At 73.6% G+C, this 11564-nt stretch carries 9 protein-coding genes; 2 read left to right on the forward strand and 7 right to left on the reverse strand.

What is annotated here, in order from left to right; translation table 11 throughout:
* Positions 1 to 5: 5 nt before the first annotated feature.
* From FHS34_RS32150 to FHS34_RS32165, 4 genes are all read right to left on the reverse strand, one after another.
* Positions 6 to 1400 (reverse strand): hypothetical protein, encoded by a 1395-nt coding sequence (locus FHS34_RS32150; protein WP_184972023.1) that lies wholly within the window; start codon positions 1398 to 1400, stop codon positions 6 to 8.
* On the reverse strand, positions 1397 to 2908 hold the full coding sequence (gene pelF / locus FHS34_RS32155) for a GT4 family glycosyltransferase PelF (protein WP_184972025.1): 1512 nt from the start codon (positions 2906 to 2908) through the stop codon (positions 1397 to 1399). Before pelF ends, FHS34_RS32150 begins: the two co-directional genes overlap by 4 nt.
* A gap of 139 nt (positions 2909 to 3047) precedes the next feature.
* The gene (locus FHS34_RS32160) at positions 3048 to 3458 is read right to left on the reverse strand and encodes a hypothetical protein (protein WP_184972027.1); all 411 of its coding nucleotides are present in this window, start codon (positions 3456 to 3458) and stop codon (positions 3048 to 3050) included.
* 409 nt (positions 3459 to 3867) lie between these two features.
* A complete protein-coding gene (locus FHS34_RS32165; RefSeq protein WP_184972029.1) occupies positions 3868 to 5484 on the reverse strand; it encodes an adenosine deaminase family protein in 1617 nt (538 codons plus the stop codon).
* A gap of 249 nt (positions 5485 to 5733) precedes the next feature.
* Between FHS34_RS32165 and FHS34_RS32170 the strand changes: the two genes are divergently transcribed.
* Both FHS34_RS32170 and FHS34_RS32175 read left to right on the forward strand, forming a co-directional pair.
* Entirely contained in the window at positions 5734 to 6036 is a 303-nt protein-coding gene (locus FHS34_RS32170) for a DUF5133 domain-containing protein (RefSeq protein ID WP_225817657.1), read from the forward strand.
* 166 nt (positions 6037 to 6202) lie between these two features.
* On the forward strand, positions 6203 to 7120 hold the full coding sequence (locus FHS34_RS32175; RefSeq protein WP_184972031.1) for an SGNH/GDSL hydrolase family protein: 918 nt from the start codon (positions 6203 to 6205) through the stop codon (positions 7118 to 7120).
* 41 nt (positions 7121 to 7161) lie between these two features.
* Here the strand turns inward: FHS34_RS32175 and pgm are convergent, their stop codons facing one another.
* The 3 genes from pgm to FHS34_RS32190 form a co-directional block, all read right to left on the reverse strand.
* The gene (pgm, locus tag FHS34_RS32180; RefSeq protein ID WP_184972033.1) at positions 7162 to 8802 is read right to left on the reverse strand and encodes a phosphoglucomutase (alpha-D-glucose-1,6-bisphosphate-dependent); all 1641 of its coding nucleotides are present in this window, start codon (positions 8800 to 8802) and stop codon (positions 7162 to 7164) included.
* Between the two features lie 111 nt (positions 8803 to 8913).
* Positions 8914 to 9753 carry a chitosanase gene (locus FHS34_RS32185; protein WP_225817658.1) on the reverse strand — a complete coding sequence of 280 codons (840 nt, stop codon included), beginning with the start codon at positions 9751 to 9753 and terminating at the stop codon, positions 8914 to 8916.
* Between the two features lie 147 nt (positions 9754 to 9900).
* Complete coding sequence (locus FHS34_RS32190; protein WP_184972223.1) at positions 9901 to 11433, reverse strand: MFS transporter; 1533 nt, start codon at positions 11431 to 11433, stop codon at positions 9901 to 9903.
* Positions 11434 to 11564: the final 131 nt, after the last annotated feature.

The raw sequence follows: 11564 nt of genomic DNA on the forward strand, positions 1-11564 counted from the left end.
CGGCGTCAGGCGTGCCGGGAGGGCCGGCCGAGCACCAGCAGCGCGTACGCCGTCAGGCCCAGTAGGGCGGCGCCGCAGCACAGCGGCAGGACGGCGGGGCCGGGCGGCAGGCGCAGCACCGGGACCGTGCCGGCCACCGCGGCGGCGGCCAGACAGATCACGGCCGGCGGCCAGGCGGCCCCGAACGCCTGCAGCAGCAGCGCGGTCCACAGGGTGGCCGCGAGGAGGAGCAGGGTGGCCGGTGCGGCGCCGGTCAGATACGCGGCGGGCAGCAGCGGCAGCAGGTACGCGGCCAGGCAGCCGCCGAGGACGGCCGCGGAGCGCAGCAGGAATCCGGCCGGGGTGGCGGTGGCCCGCAGGGCCGCCACGGACAGGCCGCGGTAGCGGTACAGCAGCCATTCGGCGGGACCCATGCTGACCGTCAGCACGATGACCGCGTACGGTTCGCGCCGCCCCTCCAGCAGCACGAGCAGACCGGCGGCCAGCCCGAACAGCCCGTAGGGCAGGGACCACAGCAGCCGGGGCCGCGGGCCGTCGGCCGCGGCCGGGACGGCGAGCGCCGCACGCAGGGCGTGGCCGGTGCCGGCCAGGGTGGCGAGCAGGGCCAGCAGGGGCGGTCCGGTGCGCAGCACAGTGCCGGGTTCCCACCAGGGCAGCACGGCGGCGCCCGCGATCAGCGGGACGAGCGCGGCGAGCAGCAGCCGCTCGCGGGCCAGTACGAGCAGGACGCCGGCGGCCGCCAGGTACAGCGACTGTGCCGCCGTCGCCAGGAGCACCGGGCCGCCGCCGGTGAGCGGGGCCGCGGCGGCCGTGGCCAGGCCGGCGCCGAGCGGCGCGCCGGTCAGCAGGGTCCCGGCGGCCTCCCGGCGGCCGGTCGCCATCCGCAGGTGGGCGCGGTGGCCGAGGGCCTGCCCCCAGGCCCAGGAGACGAGGCCGGCGACGACCAGCGCGCCGGCGTGCCGGCCGGGGTGCCACAGGGGCGCGGTGAGCAGGTAGGCGAGGCCCGGCAGGGCGAACAGCACCCCGCGCAGCAGGCACCGGACGGTGTCGGGACGCCAGGGGTCGGCCGCCGGTGCGGGCTCCGGGAAGGTCCGGGGCACCTGCTCGTAGAGGGCGGTGGCGAGGGAGAACAGGTTCGGGTGGCCGTACCGCTGTCTGATCTGCTCGGCGGTCAGGCCCTCGGCCTCCAGCAGGGCGGCCACCTCATAGGGATGGACGGCAGGGCCTGTCCGGTCGGCCAGGTCGGCGGCCAGCCGGCTCACCGCCTCCGGGTCGGGGGCGAGGCCGGGCAGCCGCAGGGCCAGGGTGCGGTCGTCGCCCCGGGCGGGCGTCCCGGCGAGCCGCAGTATGAGGGTGTCCTGTTCGGCGCCGCCCGGTTCGAGCGCCATGGGCCCGCTCATCCGGCCAGGTTCCCGGCGGCGATCCGGAGCTCCTGGCCGTGCGCGGCCGGGGCGGTCAACGGCCTGGCGTGCGGGGACAGTTCGAGGTAGATGGAGCGGAAGGTGTCGATGGTCTGGCGCAGGGTGAACCGGTCGATCACGCGCAGCCGGGCCGCCTCCCCCATCGCCCCGCGCCGCACGGAGTCGCCCAGCAGTTCCAGGGCCGCGGCCGCCATGCGGGCCGGGTCGCGCGGCGGGACGACGAGACCGGTGTCGCCGACGGCCTCCCGTACGCCGCCCACGTCGGTGGAGACGGTGGCCCGGCCGCAGGACATGGCCTCGATGAGGGTGAACGGGAAGCCCTCGCTGATGCTGGAGAGCATCACGACGTTGCCGGCCGCGTAGGCGTCCTTGATGTCGTCGACCCGCCCCTCGAAGGTGACGGCGTCCGCGTGTCCCAGTTCGGCGGCGAGGGCCTCGCAGCGCTCCCGGTACGCCTCTCCGCCCCGGGGTGTGCCGCCGAAGAGCCGCAGCCGGGTCTCGGGTATCTCCTTGCGGACCAGGGCGAAGGCGCGGATGAGGGTCTCCAGGTCCTTGATGGGGTCGACGCGGCCGGCCCAGCTGAGCGTGGGCACGCCGGGCTCGGGTCCGGCGGCCGGGAAGGCGGCCGGGTCCACGCCGTTGTAGACGGTGCGGATGGCCTCCGGGTCGGCTCCGCCCTGTTCCTCCCAGAGCCGGTTGTAGCGGTTGCCGGGGGTGATCAGGGCGGCCCGGCGGTAGCTCTCCTCGGCCAGCAGCCGGAAGAACCCGAGGACGACGGCCTTCACCGGCCAGCGGTAGGGGGCGGTGCGATAGCCGAGGTAGCGTTCCCGCAGGTAGACGCCGTGCTCGGTGAGCAGCAGCGGGACGTCGTACCGTTCCAGGCCGGCGAGGCCGGGCAGCACGGCGACCCCTCCGCTGACGGCGTGGGCCACTCCGTGCCGGGGCGGGGGCGCGGCCAGCGGGCGCAGCGCGTGCTCCAGCAGGGCGGTGGCGGTGACCGCGTCGTGCAGGGTGGGCCGGGCCTCCCCGGCGGCCAGCCCGGGGCGGTTCCACACGCCGGCGAGGATCGCGACGGCCCGGTCGCCGCGCAGGAACGGGCTCAGTGTGCCGTCGGCGGCGGCCCTGGCCAGGGTGTACAGCGCGGTGGGGAACTGGTCCTCGGCGTGCGGGTCGAGCAGGGCGGTCAGGAAGCGTTCGTAGGCGGCGGCGAGCCGGCCCAGGGCGCGGCCCCGGGGCGGCCGGCCGTCGGGCGGTGCTCCCCACATGGGCACGGCGAGCACGTCGTGGACGTGGGCGGGCAGGTCCCAGACGACGGGTTCGCGTCCGGTGCCGGTGACGGCGACGACGTCGAAGTCGAGGTCGGGCATGCCCTGGACGAGTTGGTCGCACCAGACGCTGACGCCGCCGTGGCTGTGCGGGTAGGTGCCTTCGGTGAGCAGGGTGACGTGCGCCGCGCCGGTGCGGCGCGCGCCGTGGTGAACGTGCATCGTTGGGGCTCCACGGCCGAGGTGTGGGGTGGTCGTGCCGGTCCCGTCCGTCGCAGGACGGCGGGGACCCGGGCCCGTCCGGTCGCCTCCCGTCGACGACGGCGGGAGGTGCGGGCGGGCCCTCGGGTCGGTGCGCCGTTCAGCTGTCCGGGGTGTACGGAACCTGCTCGGTCACGCCCGCCGGGATCGTGGTGTCCGGGGCCGGGGCGGTGGCGGCGGGGCCGGGGTCAGCGGTCGCGGCGGGTGCCGTGCCCGGGGACGCGGGCAGGGTGAAGGTGAGCTCGCCGGAGGAGGCGGTCCAGCCGGACAGCGCGCCCGCGTAGGCGGTGCCGAAGGCGTCGGAGCCGACGGTGCTGCCGGCGGGCAGTCCGGCCGGGACGGCGGTGCCGTCCGGGGCCCGCACGGTGACGGTGTCGCCGATGCGGTAGGCGGTGACCTGGCCGGCCCGCACGGCGCTCGTCCGGGCGGCGCGGCGCTGGAGTTCGACGCCGATGGCCTTCATCCGCAGGTTCGTCACGGGGTGCGCGGTGGTGCATATGGTCCGCTTCATGCGGTGAAGTCCCCTCCCCGGGCAGGGGTGAGCACGGCTCCCATGGAGCGGACGCACCCCCTTGCGCGACGCCGGCGTCCCCCTCAGAAGCCGTGCGTCGACCCATCCGTCGCGTCACATGGTGATGCCTCTGTGTAGCTTTTGTGGTGGAGTTACGAAACCTGACAGAAAGTGCAGGTGTCCAACCACGTCCCGGAGCAACCCGAAAGCCCGGTTTCCCGTCGCCGCCGCGCGGGGCGTCGCGGCGCCGGGACGGGCCCGTCGGCTGGTCCGGCCGCCGCGCGCCGCACCGGCGGACGATGACGGCCCATCGGGCGACGTATCGCGATCTGTTCCGTAGGGAACATTCGTACGGCCGGTGACGGGACGGGCCGTGGGGGCGGACCGTCCCGGCACCGGTCGGGTGCGGTCAGCGCGACACGCGGGCGTGCGCCTGCTCGAAGGCGGCGAAGGCGGCCTCCTGGCGCCATTCGAGACGGGCCCTGGCGCTCTCCACGAGCAGGTGCCGGCAGGCCGCGCCGCGCACGGGCAGGCCGGGGCGTTCGGCACGGCAGGCCGGGACCGGGTGGTAGCCGGCGGCGGTGGGGTTGCCCTGCCACAGGCTCGCGCCCGTCAGGAAGCCGTACTCCAGGGAGGCGCGGGCCAGGTCCTTCAGCTCGGGATACCGCAGGCCGTAGGTGTCGGCGGCGTACCGGTACTCGTGGCTGATGTCGATGCGGGACACCCCGGGGTCGTCCGTGGCCAGGACGACCGGGACGCCGTAGCGGCGGTAGGTGCCGAAGGGGTGGTCGGCGCCCTTGACGCCGAGGATCTGTGCGTTGCTGGAGAAGGGCACCTCCACGGCCACCTCGCGGTCGGCCATGGTGCGTGCGGTGTGCTGCCAGTCGTCCTCGTGGACGAGGTCGACGCCGTGTCCGACGCGCTCGGTGCGGGCGACGTCCACGGCCTGCCCGATGTGGAACTTGAGGTCCTCGGGCTTGACCAGCCCGGGCCACAGCTCGCCGGCGTGCAGGGTGACACGGGCCCTCGGGTACTGGGTGCGCAGATAGCCGACCATGCGCATCTGGAGGCTGTAGTCGCGCAGGGAGCTGGCCCAGTCCTCGGGCTGGACGAGGTTCACGCCCACGAACCGCGGGTCGGCCTCGGCCAGCCGCATGCCGAGGGCGAGCTGGGTGAAGACCCGCTGCGGCGAACTGCCCCGGGATGCCTGGGAGATCCAGCGCACGGTGAGGCCGCAGGCGGGCCGGGCGCGCGAGGTGCCGCAGTGCTCGGTGGCGCGGAACTCGGCGTCGCCGTCGTCGGCCTCCTCGCGGGCCTCGGCGACCAACTTGTCCAGTTTGCCGTCCGCGACCAGGCCCCGGTGCAGGGCGGCGAGGTCGTCGTCCCAGCCGACCTGGGCGGCGAGCTTCTTCGCGCCGTCGGAGGCGGGGGTGACCATCGTCTCCAGATAGAACTGGTTGTCACGCACGACGGTGTCGGCGACCTCGGCGAGCAGCTTGCCCCGGTGCCGCCAGGTCACCTCGCCGAACTTGTCGAAGGTGTCGAAGAAGTGGTCGTGCCCGTTCTGGCCGGGCGGGAAGTCCTCCATGGACCAGGCGCGGATCACCGCGTCACGGAAGGCGCGGTCGGTGCGCGCGTCGGCGGCCGGGCGGGTGCCCGGGCCACAGGGCGGTGTGACGGCGGCCAGCCTCGCGGTGTCGATGCACAGGCCGTCCTCGGCGGCCAGCTCGATCAGGTACTCCGTGGACACCGCGCCGGAGAGGTGGTTGTGCAGGTCTCCGCCCTTGGGCAGTTGCCGGAAGAATTCACGCAGGGCCCCGGGCCGGTCGCGCAGCGAGCGGAGGTGGGCGTCCGTGCGCGCCTCCGCCGCCGTGACCTGCCGGGGCGGCGGCGCGGCGGGCCGGTCGTCCCGGTGGGCCGGCTGGGCGGCGGCGGGCAGGGCGGACAGCAGGGACAGGACACTGAGGGTGCCGAGCGCGGCCGGAACGACCCGGCGGCTCAGGGCACTTCGAGGTTGCAGACTCACAGGGGCATGATCACGGAAAGATCACGGCGACATGCTCCGATGGGGCGGATCCCCGCCGGAGAGCACCCGACCGGGTGACGGACCGGCGCACCGCCGCCGGCCCGGCCGCCGGCGCCGTCCCGCCCGACGGGCCGGCCGCACGTCAGGCAGGGCGCCGGGGTGGGCAAACGGCCGGGGCATGTGTGGCGTCCGTGCGGGTATTCGCGCTGCGACTTCGTACATCGGCGACTCACCAAGGAGGCGGCACGCATGCTCATGGCACACCCCGCGGTACTGAAGGACCTCATCGCCCAGTACGAGGCCCTCACCCTGCTGCGGGCCGAGGAGAGCACTGCCCAGGCCCGGCAGCGGCTCGCGGACGTCTCCTACACCCTGTGCGTGGCCACCGGCACCCGGGACGTCGACATGGCCCTGATCGCCGCCCGCCACCGCCTCTCCGGTGCCCGCCCGGAGGACGACTCCCTCCTCCAGCCGTCCGTGCTCCAAGCCCCCGCACCGCAGGCGTCCACGCTTCGGGCGCCGGTCCCGGCCGAGCCGACTCCCGCGGTCTGAATCACCCCGGCCCACGGGGCAGTTGCCCGCACCCTCCCCCTGAAGTCGTTGCTTCCCGCTTCTGGTCGGCGAGACCTACCGGACGGTATACAGGCCCAGTCGAACGCGCGAGGGCCGCCGACCGGTGCCGCCACCGCGCGCTGCAGCGGGCTCAGGGGGAGGATCCATGACGCACGAGACGCGTCCGGCGGACAGGACGAGAGGCCGGCGGCGGACCGCCGTACTGGGGGCCGCGCTGGGCGGATGCGCCCTGGTCGCGGCCGGCACGGCACCGGCCGCGGCGCACCCCGCCGGGCACGGCCGCGACGTCGCCTACGTCGCGCTCGGCGACTCCTACACCTCGGGCCCCGGCATCCCGACGCAGGTGGACGCCGACTGTGCCCGCTCGGACCACAACTACCCCTCGCTCGTGGCCGCCCGGCACCGGACGACGGCGCTCACGGACGTGAGCTGCGGCGGGGCCACGACCGCCGAGATGTGGCGGGCACAAGGCGGCAACCCGCCCCAGCTCGACGCCCTGGACCGGCACACGGACCTGGTGACCCTGCAGATCGGCGGCAACGACGTCGGTTTCGGCACCATCATCGGCACCTGTGCCCGCCTCGCCGCCCAGGACCCGTCGGGCAACCCCTGCGAACGGTCCTACAAGGCCTCCGGATACGACCAGTTGGCCCTGACCGTCCTACGGACGGCGCCGAAGGTCGACCGGGTGCTGCGGGACATACGCGCCCGGGCGCCGCACGCCCGGGTGGTCGTCGTCGGCTACCCGGACCTGCTGCCGGACGACGGCAGCGGCTGTTTCCCGCAGGTGCCGTTCGCCCGGAAGGACTTCCCCTACCTTCGGGACACCGAGAAGCGGCTGAACCTGATGCTGCGGCTGGTGGCCGGCCTGAACCGGGCCGAGTACGTGGACACCTATGGCCCCACGGTCGGCCACGACATGTGCAAGGCGCCCGCGGACCGCTGGATCGAGCCGCTCCAGCCGGCCTCGCCCGCGGCCCCGGCACACCCCAACGCCCAGGGCGAAGCGGCCATGGCACAGGCCGTACTGGACCGGCTGGACCGGGGCCACGGCCGCGGCTGAACCACGGGGCGGCCCCCTTCCGGGGCCGCCCCGTGGTCCGGTCAGGCGCCGAGCGCTCCCAGCACCACCGTCCGGGCCTCCTCCTGCACCCGGGCGAGATGGTCGGTGCCGAGGAAGGACTCGGCGTAGACCTTGTAGACGTCCTCGGTGCCCGAGGGCCGGGCGGCGAACCAGGCGTTGTCGGTGGTGACCTTGATCCCGCCGATCGCGGCGCCGTTGCCGGGTGCCTCGGTCAGGACCGACGTGACCGCCTCTCCGGCCAGTGTGTCCGCGGTGACCTGGGCCGGCGACAACTTGGCGAGCAGCGCCTTCTGTTCGCGCGTCGCGGGGGCGTCGACGCGGGCGTAGGCGGGGGCGCCGAAGCGGGCGGTCAGGCCGGCGTAGTGCTCCGAGGGGGTCTTGCCGGTGACGGCCGTGATCTCGGAGGCGAGCAGGGCCAGGATGATCCCGTCCTTGTCGGTGGTCCACACCGAGCCGTCCCGGCGCAGGAAGGACGCTCCGGCCGACTCCTCGCCGCCGAACCCGAGGTCGCCGCCCGCCAGTCCGTCCACGAACCACTTGAACCCGACCGGTACCTCGACCAGCCGGCGGCCGAGGTCGGAGGCGACCCGGTCGATCATGGTGGAGGAGACGAGGGTCTTGCCGATGCCCGCGGCGGCCGGCCACCGGTCGCGGTGCCGGTAGAGGTAGGAGATGGCGACGGCGAGGTAGTGGTTGGGGTTCATCAGGCCCGCGTCCGGGGTGACGATGCCGTGCCGGTCGGCGTCCGCGTCGTTGCCGGTGGCGATGTCGAAGCGGTCGCGCCGTTCGATGAGGGAGGCCATCGCGTACGGCGAGGAGCAGTCCATGCGGATCTGTCCGTCCCAGTCCAGCGTCATGAACCGCCAGGTGGGGTCGGTGTGCGGGTTGACCACGGTCAGGTCGATGCCGTGCTGCTCGGCGATCCGGCCCCAGTAGGCGACGGAGGCGCCGCCGAGCGGGTCGGCGCCGATGCGTACGCCGGCCGCCCGGACGGCGTCCAGGTCCAGCACGCTCGGCAGATCGCCGACGTAGGCGCCGAGGAAGTCGTACCGCCCGGTGGTGTCCGCGGCGAGGGCGCGGGTGTACGGCAGCCGGCGTACGTCTTTCAGGCCGCCGGTGATGATCTGGTTGGCGCGGTCCTGGATCCAGGAGGTGGCGTCGGAGGCCGCGGGTCCGCCGCTCGGCGGGTTGTACTTGAAGCCGCCGTCGGCGGGCGGGTTGTGCGACGGGGTGACGACCACGCCGTCGGCGAGGCCGGAGGCGCGGTCCCGGTTGTACGTCAGGATGGCGTGCGAGACGGCCGGGGTGGGCGTGTAGCCGTCCGCCGCGTCGATGAGCACGGTCACCTCGTTGGCGGCGAAGACCTCCAGCGCGGTGGCCTTCGCCGGCTTCGACAGGGCGTGGGTGTCGGCGCCGAGGAAGAGCGGGCCGTCCGTGCCCCGCGTCGCGCGGTACTCGCAGATGGCCTGGCTGGTGGCGGCGATGTGGTCCTCGTTGAAGGCGCTCGCCAGGGACGAGCCGCGGTGCCCCGAGGTGCCGAACGCCACCCGCTGCCCCGGATCGGCCGGGTCGGGGTGGAGCGTGTAGTAAGCCGTGACCAGCCGGGCCACGTCGACGAGGTCCTCGGGACCGGCCGGCCGGCCGGCTCGCTCGTGCGGCATGAGTGGGTTCCTCCGCATCGGTGGGATCGATCGCTCACCACCCATCTTTCCCCGTCAGGGGCGCACCGGGCGAGTGCGCCCCACCAGCGGGGGCGCACCGCGCGGCGTGGTTCAGCCGATGTGGTAGCCGTCCCCGTACACCTTCCAGTCGAGGGGGGTGTTCAGGTCGAGGTTGCCCTTGCGCAGGAAGACCCGCTGCTCGGTGTCGACCCTGCTGGTGTCGCTGTGCGCCTCCTCCTGCTTCATGGCCCACACCCGGGCGTCCAGGAAGGCGTTGAGGTACGCCGTCTCGTCGCCGCCCTGGGCCGGCGGCTTGGCGGTGCGCAGGGCGCGCTTGCGTATGTTGCGGAAGCTGGTCGGGTCGTCGCCGTCGCCGTGCATGACGAGGGCGTCGTAGTAGGCGAACTGGCCGAGCGCGCGCAGTCCGTCCGTCTTGCCCTGGGCGACGGCGGGGTTGAAGTAGACACGGTCGCGTTCGTCGTTCTGGGCCTGCTGGAACGCGGTGTCCTGGGCTGCCTTGCGCCAGTCCCTGGGGAAGTTGGGGTCCAGGCCCTCGTGGGAGTCGCTGCCGTCGACCTCGCGCAGGGCGGGCAGGTACCTGGCGAGGACGTTGCCGGGCTTGCGGGCGGTGTAGAGCTCGACGAGGTCGAGCATGTCGCCGGTGCCGGAGCAGAAGCCGATGATGCCGGCGGTGTAGCCGCGGCCGTCGCCGATGTCCTCGATGTACTTGTACTGGGCCTTCCAGTCGAGCGAGGAGTTCTCCGCGCTCGACACCAGCTTCATGGCGATCTCCTTCTTCGCCGGGTCGTCCAGGCCGGGTGCGGCGGCCCGTGCCACGGCGGCGGGTGTGACGCCGAGCAGGGCACCGGAGGCGACGGCGCCGAGCGCGGCCACGACGGCCCGGCGGGAGAGGTGGGCGGGGGACGCCGGTGTGCGGTCTGCGAACACCACGGGGGCTCCAAGGGAGTGTGGGGGGCGGCCAGTTGGCCCGTACCGGTATTGGTAGGAAAGTTTCCTATCAAACACGGGGTGGGCCGGTAACCCGGCTTGCGAGAAGTTCGTAGGATCGGACGACTCCATCCGTGCCGCGCCGGTGGCTCAGCCGCGCCGCGCCTCGTCCCGTTCCTCGGTGAAGGCGTACAGCTCCTTCGACGTCGAGATCAGCTCGCGCCGCTCCTCCCGTGAACCGACCATCGGCTGCGAGCCCTTGAGCGGCACCTGGGCGCTCTCCGGCAGGAACCTGACGGTGAGCAGTCCGATGGCGCCGGCCAGCATCAGATAGTAGGCCGGCATGAGGTCGTCGCCGCTGAGACCGACCAGCGCGGCGGTGACCAGCGGGGTGGTGCCGCCGAACGCGGCGACGGCGATGTTGAAACCGATCCCCATGGCCGCGTAGCGGACGGCGGTCGGGAACAGGGCGGGCAGGGTGGCCGCGCTGGGAGCGGCGAAGCAGGCCAGCAGCGTGGCCAGGAGCAGCACCCCGAGAATCGGCGGCCAGGTTCCCTCCGCCTTGATCAGCAGGAAGGCCGGGACGGCGAGGACGATCATCGCGGCGGCGGCGACGGCGTACAGCGGCCGCCGCCCCACCCGGTCGCTGAGCCGGCCGAGGAAGGTGATCAGGACGACGATCCACAGCATGCCGACGAGCACCAGGAGGTCCGCCGAGCCGCTGGAGCGCTTCAGGGTCTCGGTCTGATAGGTCGGCAGATAGCCGGTGACCATGTAGTTGGTGACGTTGTAGAGCAGCACCAGCCCCATGCAGACGAGCAAGGGGCGCCAGTGGTTGCGGACGATGTCCTTGAACTCGCTGCCCGCCGACTCCTGCGCCAGGGCCTTCTCGTGTTCGTCCAGTTGCTGCTGGAAGGCCGGGGACTCCTCCAGCTTCAGCCGCATGTAGAGGCCGATCACCCCGAGCGGTCCGGCGACCAGGAACGGGACGCGCCAGCCCCAGGAGAGCATCTGGCCGTCCGTCAGGGCCAGGTTCAGCGCGGTGACCAGGGCCGAGCCGAGGGCGTAGCCGACGAACGTGCCGAAGTCGAGCCAGCTGGACAGGAAGCCGCGCCGGCGGTCCGGGGAGTACTCGGCGACGAAGGTGGTGGCCCCGCCGTACTCGCCCCCCGTGGAGAAGCCCTGGACCATGCGGGCGAGCAGGAGCAGCACCGGCGCGGCGATGCCGATGGTGGCGTAGCCGGGGATGATCCCGATGGCGAAGGTGCCCACCGCCATCATGATCATGGTGGTGGCGAGCACCTTCTGCCGTCCGATCCGGTCACCCAGCGGCCCGAAGACCAGTCCGCCGAGGGGCCGTACGACGAAGGCGGCGGCGAAGGTCGCGAACGAGGAGATGACCTGGGCGGCCGGTGAGGCGCCCGGGAAGAAGACCTTCCCGATGGTCGCGGCGAGGTAGCTGTAGACGCCGAAGTCGAACCACTCCATGCAGTTGCCGAGCGCGGAGGCGCCGACGGCACGCCGGAGCAGCGGGGGCTCGACGACCTGGACGTCGTCCTTGTCGAAGGCCCCGCGGTTGCGGCGGAGCCTGCGGGTCAGCTCCTCGCGGACCTGGCGCGGCAGCCGCGCCACGGCCTGCGGTACCCGCGGTCTGCCCGGGGCGCCCCCCTCCCCACCGGACATCGCACCGCTCACGAGCGCCTCCTTCGTCTCGCCCTCGTGATCACCGCCTGCCCGTCTCCCCGATTAAGAAACGGAACCGCTCAATCCCATCCCTGACGTCGGTTGGACTTGCCGGGCACCAGGGAGCAGGG

Origin of the sequence: Streptomyces echinatus (genome assembly GCF_014203595.1) — a bacterium.
Taxonomy (GTDB): Bacteria; Actinomycetota; Actinomycetes; order Streptomycetales; family Streptomycetaceae; genus Streptomyces; species Streptomyces echinatus.